Raw genomic sequence first — 16,259 nt, forward strand, 5'->3', positions numbered from 1 at the left:
ATGCCATTTAGCTTTTTATATTAATAAATATCTTCAATTACTTTATACGACGACCTTGTTCGTCAATAATCACTTCGCCATCTTCTTTTGCAAAATAGCCTAATTTTTTTGAATCTAAAATGTCGAGCACCACTTCAGAAGGGCGGCAAAGTCGTGTGCCTTTTGGTGTAACCACAAATGGACGATTAATTAAAATTGGGTACTGAACCATAAAATCAATTAACTGTTCATCGGTCCAATGGTTTTGTTCTATCTCTAAATCTTTATAGGGATCAACATTTTTACGGATTGCCTCACGTACAGTTAAGTTTGAATCCTTAATGAGTTGGATTAGCTCATCTTTACTTGGTGGTGTTTTTAAATATTCAATAACGAGAGGTTCAAGCCCGGCATGACGAATGAGTGCCAAAGTATTGCGTGACGTGCCACATGCAGGGTTATGGTAGATCTTCACTAATTCAGTCATAGTAAATTTATTGTCAAATTAAGATATTGCATTTATATATGGATATCCGTATATTTGCAATAACGAATATATTCTGTTGAAGATATGATCAACCAAGTCGATTTCTTTAAATGTCTATCAGACCAAACTCGGTTAAATATTCTTAAATTAGTTCTAAACAAACAAAATATTTGTGTTTGTGAGCTAACAGAACAGCTTGAGTTGAGTCAACCGAAAATCTCTAGGCACTTAGCCTTATTAAGAACTCATGGCGTATTGCTGGATGAAAGAAAAGGCCAGTGGGTCTATTACAGCTTAAATCCTGATTTGCCTCTATGGGCTTTAGATATTTTAAAGGTTATAGAAAATGATGCGAGTGAGACAAGAGTAAAGCAACAAGTTCAGCCTTTCATCACTACAACTTGCTGTGATTAATCTTCCTAGATTTCTGTCTTAAAAATTCGGATTTTCTTAGTATACGTATATTAGTCATTTGTGTGTATTGAGCAAAATTAATCAATTCTTTCTACGAGTAGAACATGACCAAACAAGGGCTTTCCTTTTTAGATCGGAACCTGACGCTATGGATTTTTATAGCAATGGCTTTAGGTTTATCTATTGGAGTTTTCTTTCCTCAAGCATCTGTGTCTTTAAATGAATTAAGTGTAGATAACGTTAATATTCCAATCGCAATCGGCTTAATTTTGATGATGTATCCACCTTTAGCAAAGGTTGATTACGCTGCGTTACCAGAAGTATTTAGAGATAAGAAAACCTTAACTTTATCGTTGGTACAAAATTGGATTATTGCTCCAGTTTTAATGTTTATTCTTGCGATTGTTTTTTTGCATAGCTATCCGGAATATATGACAGGTCTCATTCTAATTGGCTTGGCACGTTGTATTGCAATGGTATTGGTCTGGAATGGCTTGGCTTGTGGTGATAACCAATATGTTGCAGCGTTGGTTGCTTTTAACAGTATTTTCCAGATTTTGTTCTTTAGTACTTATGCATGGCTTTTCTTAACTTTCTTGCCGCCTTATTTTGGCGTGGCAGGACAAGTCATTAATATCGATTTTTGGACCATCACGCATGCTGTTTTAGTGTATTTAGGTATTCCATTTTTAATGGGATTTTTAACTCGTTTGGTTTTAGTTAAATCAAAAGGGTTAGATTGGTATCAAACTAAATTTTTACCAAAGATCAGCCCGCTTAGTTTAATCGCTTTACTTTTTACCATTGTGGCGATGTTTAGCCTAAAAGGTGGCGATGTGGTGAGCTTACCTTTAGATGTACTGCGAATTGCGATTCCACTGACGATTTACTTTGTGATGATGTTCTTTATCAGCTTTTTTATGAGTAAACGGCTGGGAAATAACTATCCTCAAACAGCAGCAATTTCATTTACTGCGGCAGGTAATAACTTTGAGTTGGCTTTAGCTGTTGCCATTGCAACTTTTGGTTTAGCATCACCTGTAGCATTTACCACAGTGATTGGACCATTGGTTGAAGTTCCTGTGCTGATTTCATTGGTTTCGGTTTCGCTTTGGTTAAAGAAAAAATATTACGCTTAAGAAATATAACAAAATTTATTTGATCAAGATTTTATTAAAGTGTCTTTAGATAGGCACTTTTTATTACCCAGCTTTTAAACTCAAGTCATTGTCGGTAATAGTTTTTGCATGAGTTCAATAAAGTTTGAAACTTTAGCTGAATTTTCATTTTCTCTTGTAATCAAGTAAATAGGGGCATTCAATTTTATTGAATCATCAAACTCGCGATACACAATTTCATGGTCCCAAAAGTTATGCATTGAGGCTGGCACAATTGTGATGCCAATTCCAGCAGCCACTAAATTTAATGTTGCGGTAGGACGAGGGGCTTCCTGAATAATGCGAGGACTAAAACCTGCTTGATAGCAGCTATATAAAATATTGTCATATAAACCTTGCCCTGAAGAGCGGCGGTATAAAACAAAATTCTCATCTGACAAATCACTTAAACTAATTTTCTCTTTTTGTGTAAGTGGATGTCCTATAGGTAATGCAACAACCATTGACTCATCTAATATATGAAGATGCTTTAATCCAATATCACGGCTGATCGGTGCTCTTAGAAAAGCAATATCAAGTTTTTCCGAAATTAACCAATCTAGTTGCTTTTGACTACCTGCTTCCTCCAATTTGGTTTGTACAGCAGGATATATTTCCCGATATGAACGCAAGACTAGTGAAATGAGCGGATGCAAGCCTGCGGAACTTGTAAAACCAATATTGAGTTGCCCGGTTTTACCTTGGCTGACGTCTTGAACTAATTTTGGAATATGTCTGGCATGTTCTAATAAAAGTTGTGCTTCTTTAAATAAGGCTAAACCTGCTTCTGTGGGTTCAATACCACGAGGCTGGCGAATAAGTAACTGTGTGCCAAGTTCTTCTTCAAGTTTTTTAAGTAAACGCGTTAAAGGTGGTTGTTGAATAAATAATCGGTTTGCGGCATGTGTGATATTTCTTTCTTCTACTACCACTACAAAGGCATGAAGCTTATGTAAATCTAACATAGGAATACCTTTAGGGTATGGTTAATGAAAATAAAAGCATTTGTAGATATATCGTAAAAGTAGCATTCTATGCTGGTCAGATAAAGTGAAAAGTAACGAAAAATGAACCATGTTGAGATTGCCGTGCAGAAGGAGAGCGTACCGACCTGCACAGAGTTATTTTTAGGTTTTTTAACATTAGGTTTAATTGGATTTGGTGGTGTGCTGCCTTTGGCGCGTAAAGTCGTTGTAGAGCAGAGGCAGTGGCTAAGTCCGGAAAAATTCACTGAGTTACTGGGTCTATGCCAATTTTTACCAGGCGGCAATATCATTAATTTATCTGTCGCGATTGGCATGGAGTTTCGGGGTGTCCGTGGTGCAGTTAGCTCTCTGATTGGTTTAATCTTTGCGCCTACGGTAATTGTTGTACTTTTACATTATGTCTACGAGCAGTTCCAAGATAACCTCATGGTTAAGCATCTTTTTGAAGGATTAGGAGCAGCAGCAGCTGGGCTTCTGGTTGCAACTGGCTTAAAAATGTTAAAACCATTATTACGTAATCCAATAGCGATGTGTGTTGTGGTGGCAGCAATTGTTAGCATTGCTTTTCTAAAAATCTCCTTGCTTTTGACCATGCTGATTTTGTTGGCACTTTATTCAACTATTATTTGGAGACGTGTGTAATGGGCGCAGTTCTACTTACTTTAGCGATCATTTTTACTCAGTTGTCTCTTATTGCATTTGGTGGCGGCAATACAATTTTGCCTGAAATGCAACGCCAAGTCGTTGATATTCATCATTGGATGACGGCACAAGAATTTAGTGCATTATTTGCCATGGCTCAAGCAGCTCCTGGTCCAAACATGATGATTGTACCGTTGGTAGGATGGCATGTAGCAGGGTTATCAGGTCTACTGGTAACCTCTACAGCTAAATTTTTACCTTCATCAATTATTACTGTGTTTGTGATGAGAGGCTGGTCAAAATTTAAAGATAAAAAATGGCGCCGTGTTTTACAGCTTGCCTTACAACCTGTCACTGTGGGTACGGTGCTGGCCAGTGCGTGGATTATTTCTGAGGCAGCGGCAATCAATACTTTACTGATTATTATGGTGGTGATTGCAACTTTATTATCTTTAATTAAGAAAGTTCATCCTTTGCATGTCCTGATTGCTGGGGCGGTATTTGGCGTGGTCTTACTCTAGTTTAACCAGTTTGCCGACCTGCGCTGGATGAGTTCAGGTCGGTTTTTTTGATTCAAGTAAATAATAATAAAATCTAAAAAACCGATCAAATCTATAAAAACATACTGTTTTACCTATTTTGTGTTTTCACGTACTATGCATCTATTGAAAGAATTTAGATGCATTGGAGTAAAAAACAGATGTTAGATCAAAACATTAAAACTCAATTAAAAGCTTACTTAGAACGTTTAGAAAGTCCAATCGAATTAGTGGCTGCTTTAGATGAGTCAGACAAAGCGGCTCAAATTAAAGAGTTAGTGACTGAAATTGCGGAACTATCTGACCAAGTCACTGCCCGTTTTGATGGCAACAATACACGTCGTCCAAGCTTTGGTGTGGCTAAAGCAGGTGAACAACCTCGTGTGTTCTTTGCTGGCTTACCAATGGGCCATGAGTTTACGTCTTTGATCTTGGCACTGTTACAGGTTTCTGGTTATGCACCTAAAGTGTCAAATGAAGTGCTTAACCAGATTAAAGGCTTAAACCTCAAAGCAAACTTTGATGTGTTTGTATCATTAAGCTGTCATAACTGTCCGGACGTAGTACAGGCGCTTAACCTGATTGCCATTTATAACCCGAACACTACAGCAACCATGATTGATGGTTCATTCTTCCAAGACGAAGTGGAACAACGCAAAATCATGGCAGTTCCAATGGTGTTCCAAGACAACGAACACATTGGTCAAGGTCGTATGACCCTTGAAGAGATTGTAGCGAAACTTGATACCAACTCAGCTGAAAAAGATGCAGCAGCCCTGAATGCCAAAGATGCTTTTGATGTGTTGGTGATTGGTGGTGGTCCTGCGGGTGCAACTGCTGCAATCTATGCTGCACGTAAAGGCATTAACACCGGTATCGTGGCTGAACGCTTCGGTGGTCAGGTCATGGATACCATGGACATTGAAAACTTCACGTCTGTGCAAAAGACTCAAGGTCCTAAGTTTGCTGCCGAGATGGAATCCCATGTTCGTGAATACGATGTCGATATCATGAACCTGCAACGTGTCAGCAAAATCACAGGTGCCAACCAAACTGAAAATGGCTTGGTTGCGGTTGAACTTGAAAACGGTGCGAAACTTGAATCGAAAACAGTGATCCTTTCAACAGGTGCACGCTGGAGAGAGATGAATGTACCGGGTGAACAAGAATACCGTACCCGTGGTGTCGCATACTGCCCACACTGTGATGGTCCGTTATTCAAAGGCAAACGTGTTGCGGTGATTGGTGGTGGTAACTCAGGTGTTGAAGCTGCAATTGACCTTGCAGGGATTGTTGAGCATGTGACTCTGGTTGAGTTCGATACAAAACTTCGTGCAGACCAAGTGTTGCAAAACAAATTGCATAGCTTGCCAAACACAACTGTGATTATGAATGCCTTAAGTACAGAAGTATTAGGTGATGGTTCACAAGTGACTGGTCTTAAATATAAAGACCGTGCCACTAATGAAGAGCATGTAGTAGAACTTGCAGGGATCTTTGTACAGATTGGTTTACTCCCAAACACTGACTTCTTAAAAGACAGTGAAGTTGAGTTAACCAACCGTGGCGAAATCATTGTGAATGACCGCAACGAAACCAACGTGCAAGGTGTGTTTGCTGCGGGTGACTGTACGACTGTGCCTTACAAGCAAATTATTATTGCCACAGGTGAAGGTGCTAAAGCATCACTCTCTGCGTTTGATTACATCATTCGTTCTGGGCAGTAAGATTTAGCTCAAACAAAAAAGCCAAAGATTATTCTTTGGCTTTTTTTATTCTATGGTTTATATAAACCATGTTCGACTAAATGTTCTCGTAAAATACGACGTAGTTCCAATACAGCTTGCGGTGTGAGCTGAATTGAATGACCACCTGGAAGAACTTTCTCAGATTTTGCACCTTCTAAGTGAGCACTCTTATAAGGAACAATACCATCTGTAATCACATTTGGATCATCACTCTTGGTGATGTTACCCATAATAGAGTGGAAAACTAATCCTTGATGTGGATTAATATCTTTTGTGAGTTCCATAAATTTAGATTGATGACTTAGATCGCTCGGTCCATTTTGAATCAGACCATTATCAATATTACTCAAGAAATCTTTAACATCTAAATTTTCAGTAGTAAGCGAAGTCGCTACAGCTGACAAAAATGCACCCGGTAAACGAATAATTTTACGCGCTGCTAAGGTAAACCAGCGATCTGCATAATCTGTACCTCGATGAGGGGAAGCCAAGAAAATTGCGCGATCAAAATTATTAATTGAATGCATTTGCAATCGTTCAGTCACCATTGGATGTTTCTTAAAGCGGTTTTGCTGACGAATCGTCATCAACTCTAAAGCAGGTTTAGTAATATCTCCATCACTGACTAGTAAACGGCTAATAATACCTCCCATGCTATGTCCAACAAGAACAGCATCATGTGCAGCAGGGTCGCTTGGGTTTAGCGAACTAAAAGCTTGTTTGAGCAGTGCATAGATCTGGAAACGACTTTCCAAAATTGGCATGTTGGTCGAATAGAAAACTTGCCAAACTTGATAATTATCTCTTAAAACCGTATCGCCCATAACATCATTGGTGAGAGCAATCCACGCTTCGGGACTACTTGCCAAACCATGTACTAATACAATAATTTTCTTGTTTGGATTATACGGTTCAAGCATGTAGAGATGCGGCATGGTCAAGTGCTGATCGCGATCAATCAAAGTTAAATAGGCTGCGACCCCTAAATTATTTTCGGCTAACCATAGGCCATAAGGCGCTGAAAAGTTAGCAGCTAGAGGATATTGTTTTCCTGCCACATTAATATTATCGGTCCGGTATGGATCATAAACCCGAATCACAAATTCAGAATTATTAATAATTTCTTCAACAGTGGTCGCGTGTTTTGGTTCAGCGACAATAGTTGCAGCCAAATAACGTGCATGATGAATATTTGGGTTAACACCATTTTTATAATTGTATTTAAGCGGGTCTAAAATATATTCATTAATATCTTCTTTTCCAGAACTCGGAAAAACCGCAACAAATTCAGAACCAAAACCATCACGACGGTTAATCGTTCTTAACCCCGAGAAGTTTAAATTATAACTAGAAATTAATTTTTCTAATTTTTGTCCAGCAAGTTGCCGGTGAAATTCGAAATCAATTGAATAGATACTTTTACCAATATGTATTTGAGGCTCTACGACATCTTTTTTAGGATAGCGTAAGTCATAAACACTCACCATTTTAGCAATGGCTTGATTGTAAAAGTCTCGAATCTGAACTTGTCTATTATCAAAAATACGGTCAGTGGGCTGACGTTTTGTTGAAAATAGATAGGCATAACTATAGCGAATACTTTTATCCAGTAAATTTAATTGCTGGTCTAAGCAATCATCATACTTATTCTGAATATTCTTTTGCTCTTCTTCTGACTTATGCTTGCTAAATCTACTTATTTTACAATCAGAGGTATCTGACAAGGACATGGCTTTTGCCAGATACATTTCACTTGCAGCAGATAAGAATTGTTCATCTAAAACTTGTGGTAGATTTTTGAGTTGATTTACACAGGTGTCAGGCGTGTCAGTACAAACTTTAGCTTCTTGACCAGACATTGATAAAACGTTCAGACTGGCTTCGCTAAGTTTATCTTGTGTAAGAATGCTATTACGCTCATTTGCGATAGTCACATTCAAAGCTTGCTGTTTAACATTTACGACCTGACATCCACTCAGAATTGAACCGAGTAGTATGACCGTCAATACTGTTTTGCTTCTTTTTATTGAAAACATTATGGTCAAAATATAGTGGCTCAATGGTAGGTAGATCATACAAATTTTAAAATGTTTTTCAAATGATCAAATACAAAAAAGGGCTGTCAAAACAGCCCTTTTTTATCTAATTAAGCTTATTTTGTAGGCGCTACACTAGGCGTAGTTGCAGACATTGCAGGGTTAGTCAAAACTTGCCAAACATTCCAACGGCCTTGTTTTTCAATTTCTTGAATTAAACGATCAGCAATTTCCGATTCATCTGGATATTTAACTTTATAATTTTTAAGCGTCTGAATCGCATTTTTCTTTTGCTCCATCGCAATATAGTTATTTGCAGCAGCTAGATACGCTTCTTGAACATTACCTTTAATTGCTTTATCTAAATATGGAATAGCTTCACGTTGGCCACCACCTTCAGATAAACCAAAACCAAACCAGAAGTTTGTTTCAGCGTCATCTGGACTAATTTTTAAAAGTCTTTGAGCATATTCTAAAGATCTGGTGGTATGAACAGTACCCAAATCAAGGTTACGTGCAAGAACGCTTGCTTTAAAAGCGCGAAGTAAAATATCAAATGATGCATTTGGGTCTGCAGCAAGTGTATCGAGTTGCTGTGTTACTTCTTTAAGTTTACTTTCGAAGCCTTTACGTTCTTGGCGGTCAGTAAAGCGAGGTGGGTAGTGACGTGCTTTACCTTCTACTAACTGTAAGAAGTCATCAATTGTAGTCACGTCAATTTCATTCTGACCAGCTAAAACAGCATATTTCATTGAACGCTGTGAATTATTTACTGTCGGAACAATCAATTTATTGGTGTCGAGAGTAAGCTGTTTGGTTGGGTCATCTTGACGATTAACCACCATTTTCGTTACCGGCTGTGCAGCAGCTTCTTTTAACGCAACTTCAAATGCTGGCGGTTGATCATAGTTAAAAGGATTTAGTGCATAAAAAGGAGGAGTAAGCTCTGGTTCCTTGAAAACAAAAGGCTCAATTTTTTGTTCTTTTACGGGTGCCATTGTACAAGCAGTTAAACTTGAGGTCGCAAGGATGATATATGCCAAAGGCTTAAAATTCATAGGATCTTCCGTTCATTTTAGTAAAGTCAGATTTGGTACTGGTAAGTCTAGGAAAAGCTAAACCGACATGCAAGGGTAAGCGTGTTACATTATGAATCAAGAATATTACGTTTTTGATATCTTGTTTTGTGCACCACATTCACGACGCACTTCTTCAAGAATTTTTAGCTCTTCATCACTAAAAGGTTGTTCATCTTGGCTTTCTTTTTTGAAGCTAGGGTCTAGCTCCGATAAACGCTGGCATAAATTATTCATACGTGTTTCATTGTGCTGAATACGATCAAGTAAAACGCGCATACCTTCTAAAATAGGGTCTGATTGATCAGCAGTTGTCGCATATGGGGCAAAACCAATACTTTGTGCATAATCACGGCGACGTGCTTCATCTTTATCGTTATTTTTGTCAGCATCTTTATAGATATAGCGAGCAGGGTTTCCTACAGCAGTCACTCCAGCAGGAACAGCTTTAGTCACCACGGCATTTGAACCGACCTTGGCACCTTTACCTACCGTAAATGGACCCAAAATTTTTGCACCTGCACCAACGACCACACCGTCTTCTAAAGTTGGATGGCGTTTACCAGTTTTCCAGGTTGTACCACCTAAAGTAACCCCATGATAAAGCGTAACATCGTCACCAATTTCAGCAGTTTCACCAATCACCACACCCATGCCATGATCGATAAAAAAACGCTTGCCGATTTTAGCACCAGGGTGAATTTCGATTCCTGTCGCAAAACGGCTAAATGATGAAAGTAGGCGAGCTGCACCTTTACAATCTTTTTGCCATAATTCATGTGCAACACGATGCATCATAATTGCATGAATACCAGGATAGGTCGTAAGAACTTCGAGTGTATTGCGGGCAGCAGGATCACGCGCAAATACAGCCTTTATATCTTCTTTAAGCTGTTTAAGCATTGGGTTGATCCTCCTTGTCAGATAATGCTTTTTTCCATTTACCACTCGTTAAAGCTTGCACACGACTAAAAATACCGCGAAGTAAATGATATTCCATACGATCTAATTGTATACGACCAAACAGACGACGCAAGCGTAAAGGCAATAAACGTGGATTTTCTGGATCTAAAAATTCAATTTCAGTCAGCATTTTTTCTAGATGAGGATAAAACTCTTCCATTTGTTGCTGAGTCACCAAAGGCTCATCCCATTGCATGCTTTGGCCTTGCACTAATGGCATTTCATCTACAGTTTGATCGACTTTCTCTTGTTCCAGAGCAGACATTCGTAGCTCGTAACATACGACTTGAATGGCTTGCGCAACATTCAACACGCCATAGTCCGGATTTACAGGAATCGTTAAATGATAATTTGCCAGTGCTAATTCTTCGTTAGTTAAACCACGGTCTTCACGGCCAAAAACAATAGCAATTTGTTGTCCTTGAGTGGTTGCTTTAATAGCTTCTTTAGCTGCAGGTCGCACATCAAGTAAAGGCCAAGGAATGGTGCGACTACGTGCACTTGTTCCAAAGACCAAATGGCAATCTTTAATCGCATCTTCTAAGGTGTCTACAATCTCAAGATGTTCAAATAAATCTTGAGCACCAGCGGCAAGTGCTTGTATATCTGGATGAGGATATGTTTTAGGTGCTACGAGAACTAATTTAATTAGTCCCATTGTTTTCATGGCACGTAAAGCACTACCAATATTGGCAGGTAAAGTCGTATTTACCATGACAATACGCACTTGTGCTAATTGTTTTGACACGGTGGTGTGGTCAAACGAACTCATAAGATTTCCAGAAATTACGAATATTGAGAAACTTCGCTTTGGTATAAATCCAATGCATCGTCCATAGACATACCCGCAGGAGGTGAGGCAACGGCATGTGGACGAACAGGGTCTGCTGCTTTAGCTGCTTTCGACTTTACTTGATACTCAATATAAATATTATCTTTACCAAAATAATCTCTGAGTTTAGCAAGTAATTCGTCTAGAGGAGCGACTTTCCATTGCGGACCAAACTGAAGCTCGGCTTGAGCATAGGGTTGGTCAATCTGTAACTGTAGAGCGATATGCTGATGCATATCTACATTGCAAAATGGCAAAATTATATTTTGCAGATCTTTTGCCAATGTTGGTTGCATGAACTCTTCTGTTAATTTGATTTGAATACTGTTAGCACGTTTTTGTCTTATTTCATTTAAGGTGAACGCTTTGGTTAAACGCCCCATTGGACGATCAAAGCCTTCTCGCTCATAGATTTCGCCTTCGAAAACTACAACACGTTCAACTTGAATGATATCTTTAAAACGTTGGAAGCGCTCATGGTTACAGCTGACTTCAATACGTCCTGTACCATCATCAAGTACAATAACAACTCGGTTAGGGAAGTTTGCGACATCAATAACCAAACCTGCATAAACTGTAGTAACGCCACGACGTGTGGCTGTAATTTCATTTAGTTTTACAGGAATAAAAGCTTTGAGTTCTTGTCGGTAAACATCAATTGGATGGCCCGTTAGATATAACCCAAGTGTATCTTTTTCGCCTTTAAGACGAACCTCATCACTCCACGGTTTAACAGGTTTAGCTGGCTTACGCTGAACTTCTTCAACTTCACCAAATAAATCCATAATACCGCTTTCACGGTTACTTCGAGCTTGTTCAGCGGCTTGAACCGCTTCAGGCAATTGTGCCATTAAGCTTGCACGTTCAATCCCTAAGCAATCGAGTGCACCTGCACGGATTAAAGCTTCAAGAGTACGCTTATTGATTTTTTTCAAATCAATACGATGGCAAAAATCGAATAGATCTGTATAAGGGCCATATTGTCGACGTGAGTCAATGACTGACTGCATTGCTTGTTCGCCGACACCTTTAATTGCGCCCAAACCGTAAACAATGGTTTTATCGTTACTTGCATGGAAATGATAAGTCGACATATTGATCGATGGTGGTAAAACCTCAAGATCATTATTTCGACAGTCGTCAATCAAAAATACAACACTGTCGGTGTTTTGCATTTCCGATGTCATTACGGCTGCCATAAATTCAGCAGGGTAATGAGCTTTTAACCACGCAGTATGGTAGGCAACTAGCGCATAAGCAGCAGCGTGAGATTTGTTAAAACCATAGCCTGCAAACTTTTCCATATAGTCAAAGATATGGTTGGCTGTACTTTCATCAATCCCTTTTTCAGCAGCACCTTTTAAGAAAATTTGGCGCTGTTTGACCATTTCCTCGGGTTTCTTTTTACCCATCGCACGGCGTAATAAGTCTGCACCGCCTAGCGTATAACCTGCACAGATCTGTGCAGCTTGCATAACTTGTTCCTGATAAACCATAATCCCGTAAGTTGGTTCTAATACACCTTCTAAAAGAGGATGAAGATATTCAAAATCTCCACCATGCATACGGTGAATAAAGTCAGGAATCAGGTCCATCGGGCCTGGACGATACAGTGATACGAACGCAATAATTTCTTCGAATTTACTTGGACGTGCTTCTTTAAGCATCCGTTTCATGCCGACGGATTCAAACTGGAATACCGCTGTCGTATTTGCATCGGCAAAGACAGAGTATGCTTTTGCGTCGTCTAAAGGAACATGCAAAATATTGAGCTGATCATTACTGTCGCGGTTTTTATTAATATTTTGAATCGCGTCTTCAATAACGGTTAAGTTACGTAAGCCCAAGAAGTCAAATTTGACCAGACCAGCTGCTTCTACATCATCTTTATCATATTGAGCAACACGGTTTGTTCCATCTGCATCACAAAGTACAGCTGAGAAATCGGTAATTTTACCTGGTGCAATAACGACACCTCCGGCATGTTTACCTGTATTTCGGGTTATACCTTCTAATTTTAATGCCATTTCCCAGATTTCGCTGGCATCTTCGTTATCTGGATTAGACGGGTTGGTGACAATATCTTTAAGTTGAGGTTCCATATCAATAGCGGTAGCTAAGTCCACACCGAGCGGTTTGGTAGGTACCATTTTTGAAATACGGTCAGCTAAACCATAAGATTTACCTAATACACGCGCAACATCACGGATGGCACCTTTTGCTGCCATGGTTCCGAAAGTTGCAATTTGTGAAACGGCTTCGCGACCATAAGTACGTGATACGTAATCGATGACGCGGTCACGACCAGCAATACAGAAATCGACGTCAAAGTCGGGCATTGACACACGTTCCGGGTTCAAGAAACGTTCGAAAAGTAGATCGTAACGAAGTGGGTCAAGGTCTGTAATTTTTAAGCTATATGCAACTAAAGAACCCGCGCCTGAACCACGGCCTGGCCCTACAGGAACACCATTATTTTTTGCCCATTGAATAAAGTCCATGACGATAAGGAAGTATCCAGGGAAACCCATTTTTAGGATAATCCCGACTTCATACTCAATTCGTTCATCGTAAGGCTTACGAATCTCTGGCCAGTCCTCGCCACGTTTTTCAACAGGGTAAAGATAATTTAGGCGTTCTTCTAAACCTACTTTAGATAAGTGTTCAAAATAAGTGTCGATGGTAAAACCATCTGGAATTGGGTAATCAGGTAAAAAGTAAGTGCCGAGTTGTAGTTTAACGTTGCAGCGTTTAGCAATATGATAGGTGTTCTCGATAGCACTAGGAATATCGGAAAACAATTCGATCATTTCATCTGAGGTCTTAAAGTATTGCTCAGGGCTATATATGCGTGGACGCCGATTATCTGCTAGTACATAACCATCAGCAATACAAACACGAGCTTCGTGTGCCTCGAAATCTTCTTTTTCTACAAAGTGCACATCATTATGTGCAACTACACCAATATTATATTTTGCAGCAAGTTTAGCTGCTTCTTGAATAAAGTCTTCTTCACCAGGACGTTCAGTACGTGTTAATGCAAGATAAACACGGTTACCAAACTTTTCGAGCCATGCTTCTAAAAGGGGAGCAGCTTTTTGAGGATTAGATGAGCAAAGCATCTGACCGACATCACTATGCTGGCCAAGTAAAACGATAATATCTTGATGCTGTTCAAGTACCCATTCTTTTTGTACACATGGAATACTGAGCTGTTGTCCTTCAATGAAACCGCGTGAAACGATTTCGGTGAGGCTTTTCCATCCAACGTCACTCATCGCAAGTAGAGTTGCACGATGTTGAGCATCATCAAGGCGAATTGTGCTACCTAAAAGCGGCTTAATTCCTTTTTTTAAACAAGAATTATAAAACTTAACTGCCGCATGAAGGTTAGAGAGGTCAGTTAATGCCAACGCAGGCATTTGGTCTTTAACCGCAGCATTGACCAAGTCAGGTATGCGAACTATCGACTCTGTAATCGAAAATTCTGTATAAATACCTAGATGAACAAACTGCATAAACCAATCCTTAATGCGACCGAAGCATAGTTTAACACGCAAAGTTAAAAGGAAATGGTTAATATTTTGGCAAACTGTTAAGGATTTTATTATTTAAGAAGAATGAGTTGAACATCTATTGTACAGATTTAACATAAACGTCATTATTTTTATAAAATATGACCTGCTCAAACCCCAAGGTTTGAGCAGGTTGAAACTTAGTACTGCCAGAACATACGTTGAATTTCTTTAGCGTCATTAGTCTTAGTAAGAGCTAATGCAGTAAGAAGACGTGCTTTTTGTGGGTTTAAGTCATGAGCAGCTACCCAACCATATTTATCATCAGGTTGTTCTGCATTACGTAATACGAAACCTTGTGGTACACGTGATGAACGGATAATTTGAATACCGTTCTTGTCGTGAAGATTTTGTAAAGTTGGAACGATATAGTTCGCAACTGAACCGTTACCCGTACCTGCATGGATAATCGCTTTAGCGCCAGCTTTTGCATATGCTTCATAAGCATCTGGAAGCATAGAGTCTGAGCCGTAAACGATTTGTACCAGAGGAAGTGCATCACCTTTAATATTCTCGATATTAAATTCAGAAGCATTTGTAAAACGTTTGACAGACTGTCTGAACCAGTATGGCTTGCCTTCAACTAATGTACCTAAAGCGCCCCATTGGCTAACAAAAGCATTTGTATGAATGTTAATACCTTTAGTGACATCACGCGCTGCAAAAATAGAGTCGTTCATAAGCACCATAACGCCTTTATTTTTTGCATCATCAGAAGCTGCTAAAGCGACTGCACTATAAAGGTTAAGAGGGCCATCTGCTGAAAGAGCAGTTGAAGGACGCATTGAACCAACAATAACAATCGGTTTATCCGTGTGAACAACCAGATTTAAGAAAAATGCTGTTTCTTCTAAAGTATCTGTACCGTGAGTAATCACCACACCATTAACAGATGGTTTTTTTACCAGCTCATTTACTTGACGAGCAATTTGTAATAATTCCTTGTCAGTAATACTTTCAGAAGCAACCTGTAATGCCTGAATACCAGTGACATTCGCCAAATCTTTGATTTGTGGAACTGCGTTAATTAATGCATCTACTGGAACTTTAGCAGCAGTGTAAGTTGCACTATTTGCTGAACTGGCGCCAGCACCTGCGATAGTACCGCCAGTGGCAACAACAACTACATTATTTTTTGCGTAAAGTGGGAGAGAGCAGGCCAATAAGCCCATCGCTAAACCTAAAGATTTAACAGTTTTAGTCAACATCGAAAATATCCTTATGAAGTGACGAAAGTAAAAAAAGTTTGTCGAAGATGTCTGCTTTTCCTAAGCAAAATACATACCATGTAAAACATATTCGTAACTTGTTTGAATAAAAAGCATCCCTGAATAGCATTTTGTTTCATCAACAATTGCTTAGTCATTGCTTTTATTTAGCGTTAATAAATAACATGAATAAAATAAAAAATCTATTAAGTTTTTCTAATTTATCTCGATTTGTTTGTTTTTTAATATAAAGGAAGCAAATGATTTTTTTATTATTATAAAATTTAAAAATAATGGGTATGATTGGGTTTTATTTACCATTTGGTATTTATATAGTATTGATTATAATAATTATTTATTGTTAATAAAATTATATAAATTTTTTATAGATAAACTAAACAATAATTTCAATGGTTTAATATAATTAAGAGATGAAAGAATGAATTAAAATTTAATCGCTTGATATTTATTACTAAGAATATAAATTCTGTTTGGGTGATTTTTATTCTCTTTTTAAGGTTTGTTTTAAGAAAATTTAATAGGAGTTAAAACTCATTATTTAGTTCATTATTTAAAATGGAAATACACATAAATTTTTATTGTTTAATTTTAGAATA

At 38.6% G+C, this 16,259-nt stretch carries 13 protein-coding genes; 5 read left to right on the forward strand and 8 right to left on the reverse strand.

Going from position 1 to position 16,259, the window contains the following annotated elements; all coding sequences use genetic code 11:
- Window positions 1–37 precede the first annotated feature (37 nt).
- Window positions 38–466 carry an arsenate reductase (glutaredoxin) gene (gene arsC / locus OD757_RS08580; protein WP_263031579.1) on the reverse strand — a complete coding sequence of 143 codons (429 nt, stop codon included), beginning with the start codon at window positions 464–466 and terminating at the stop codon, window positions 38–40.
- 84 nt (window positions 467–550) lie between these two features.
- Between arsC and OD757_RS08585 the strand changes: the two genes are divergently transcribed.
- Together OD757_RS08585 and arsB are read left to right on the forward strand one after the other, a co-directional pair.
- Window positions 551–880 (forward strand): ArsR/SmtB family transcription factor, encoded by a 330-nt coding sequence (locus tag OD757_RS08585; RefSeq protein ID WP_263031580.1) that lies wholly within the window; start codon window positions 551–553, stop codon window positions 878–880.
- A gap of 104 nt (window positions 881–984) precedes the next feature.
- Complete coding sequence (arsB, locus tag OD757_RS08590) at window positions 985–2,019, forward strand: ACR3 family arsenite efflux transporter (protein ID WP_263031581.1); 1,035 nt, start codon at window positions 985–987, stop codon at window positions 2,017–2,019.
- A gap of 80 nt (window positions 2,020–2,099) precedes the next feature.
- Here arsB and OD757_RS08595 read toward each other — a convergent pair whose 3' ends face one another.
- The gene (locus OD757_RS08595) at window positions 2,100–3,002 is read right to left on the reverse strand and encodes a LysR family transcriptional regulator (RefSeq protein ID WP_263031582.1); all 903 of its coding nucleotides are present in this window, start codon (window positions 3,000–3,002) and stop codon (window positions 2,100–2,102) included.
- 102 nt (window positions 3,003–3,104) lie between these two features.
- On the opposite strand from OD757_RS08595, the gene OD757_RS08600 reads away from it, so the two are divergent.
- From OD757_RS08600 to ahpF, 3 genes are all read left to right on the forward strand, one after another.
- Window positions 3,105–3,665 carry a chromate transporter gene (locus OD757_RS08600; protein ID WP_263031583.1) on the forward strand — a complete coding sequence of 187 codons (561 nt, stop codon included), beginning with the start codon at window positions 3,105–3,107 and terminating at the stop codon, window positions 3,663–3,665.
- Window positions 3,665–4,186 (forward strand): chromate transporter, encoded by a 522-nt coding sequence (locus OD757_RS08605; RefSeq protein WP_002114296.1) that lies wholly within the window; start codon window positions 3,665–3,667, stop codon window positions 4,184–4,186. The genes OD757_RS08600 and OD757_RS08605 overlap by 1 nt, the downstream gene beginning before the upstream one ends.
- Before the next feature lie 179 nt (window positions 4,187–4,365).
- On the forward strand, window positions 4,366–5,931 hold the full coding sequence (gene ahpF / locus OD757_RS08610) for an alkyl hydroperoxide reductase subunit F (RefSeq protein ID WP_263031212.1): 1,566 nt from the start codon (window positions 4,366–4,368) through the stop codon (window positions 5,929–5,931).
- Between the two features lie 50 nt (window positions 5,932–5,981).
- On the opposite strand, the gene OD757_RS08615 is transcribed toward ahpF, so the two are convergent.
- The 6 genes from OD757_RS08615 to OD757_RS08640 all read right to left on the reverse strand — a co-directional run bounded on the left by OD757_RS08615 (window position 5,982) and on the right by OD757_RS08640 (window position 15,642).
- Entirely contained in the window at window positions 5,982–7,988 is a 2,007-nt protein-coding gene (locus OD757_RS08615) for an esterase/lipase family protein (protein WP_263031584.1), read from the reverse strand.
- Between the two features lie 116 nt (window positions 7,989–8,104).
- Window positions 8,105–9,046 (reverse strand): ABUW_2363 family tetratricopeptide repeat lipoprotein, encoded by a 942-nt coding sequence (locus OD757_RS08620; RefSeq protein WP_263031585.1) that lies wholly within the window; start codon window positions 9,044–9,046, stop codon window positions 8,105–8,107.
- Window positions 9,047–9,151: 105 nt separating this feature from the next.
- Entirely contained in the window at window positions 9,152–9,967 is an 816-nt protein-coding gene (gene cysE / locus OD757_RS08625; RefSeq protein ID WP_009388236.1) for a serine O-acetyltransferase, read from the reverse strand.
- Window positions 9,960–10,799 carry an RNA methyltransferase gene (locus OD757_RS08630; RefSeq protein ID WP_263031586.1) on the reverse strand — a complete coding sequence of 280 codons (840 nt, stop codon included), beginning with the start codon at window positions 10,797–10,799 and terminating at the stop codon, window positions 9,960–9,962. Before OD757_RS08630 ends, cysE begins: the two co-directional genes overlap by 8 nt.
- 14 nt (window positions 10,800–10,813) lie before the next feature.
- On the reverse strand, window positions 10,814–14,377 hold the full coding sequence (dnaE, locus tag OD757_RS08635) for a DNA polymerase III subunit alpha (RefSeq protein WP_263031587.1): 3,564 nt from the start codon (window positions 14,375–14,377) through the stop codon (window positions 10,814–10,816).
- 197 nt (window positions 14,378–14,574) lie between these two features.
- The gene (locus OD757_RS08640; RefSeq protein WP_009388232.1) at window positions 14,575–15,642 is read right to left on the reverse strand and encodes an asparaginase; all 1,068 of its coding nucleotides are present in this window, start codon (window positions 15,640–15,642) and stop codon (window positions 14,575–14,577) included.
- Window positions 15,643–16,259: the final 617 nt, after the last annotated feature.

The organism is Acinetobacter sp. AYS6, from assembly GCF_025630795.1.
Classification (GTDB): Bacteria; Pseudomonadota; Gammaproteobacteria; order Pseudomonadales; family Moraxellaceae; genus Acinetobacter.

What these genes read in the sequence shown, in the direction of transcription:
- arsC (WP_263031579.1), bottom strand. Translation starts at nt 466, where the DNA reads ATGACTGAATTAGTGAAGATCTACCATAACCCTGCATGTGGCACGTCA.
- OD757_RS08585 (WP_263031580.1), top strand. Translation starts at nt 551, where the DNA reads ATGATCAACCAAGTCGATTTCTTTAAATGTCTATCAGACCAAACTCGG.
- arsB (WP_263031581.1), top strand. Translation starts at nt 985, where the DNA reads ATGACCAAACAAGGGCTTTCCTTTTTAGATCGGAACCTGACGCTATGG.
- OD757_RS08595 (WP_263031582.1), bottom strand. Translation starts at nt 3,002, where the DNA reads ATGTTAGATTTACATAAGCTTCATGCCTTTGTAGTGGTAGTAGAAGAA.
- OD757_RS08600 (WP_263031583.1), top strand. Translation starts at nt 3,105, where the DNA reads ATGAACCATGTTGAGATTGCCGTGCAGAAGGAGAGCGTACCGACCTGC.
- OD757_RS08605 (WP_002114296.1), top strand. Translation starts at nt 3,665, where the DNA reads ATGGGCGCAGTTCTACTTACTTTAGCGATCATTTTTACTCAGTTGTCT.
- ahpF (WP_263031212.1), top strand. Translation starts at nt 4,366, where the DNA reads ATGTTAGATCAAAACATTAAAACTCAATTAAAAGCTTACTTAGAACGT.
- OD757_RS08615 (WP_263031584.1), bottom strand. Translation starts at nt 7,988, where the DNA reads ATGTTTTCAATAAAAAGAAGCAAAACAGTATTGACGGTCATACTACTC.
- OD757_RS08620 (WP_263031585.1), bottom strand. Translation starts at nt 9,046, where the DNA reads ATGAATTTTAAGCCTTTGGCATATATCATCCTTGCGACCTCAAGTTTA.
- cysE (WP_009388236.1), bottom strand. Translation starts at nt 9,967, where the DNA reads ATGCTTAAACAGCTTAAAGAAGATATAAAGGCTGTATTTGCGCGTGAT.
- OD757_RS08630 (WP_263031586.1), bottom strand. Translation starts at nt 10,799, where the DNA reads ATGAGTTCGTTTGACCACACCACCGTGTCAAAACAATTAGCACAAGTG.
- dnaE (WP_263031587.1), bottom strand. Translation starts at nt 14,377, where the DNA reads ATGCAGTTTGTTCATCTAGGTATTTATACAGAATTTTCGATTACAGAG.
- OD757_RS08640 (WP_009388232.1), bottom strand. Translation starts at nt 15,642, where the DNA reads ATGTTGACTAAAACTGTTAAATCTTTAGGTTTAGCGATGGGCTTATTG.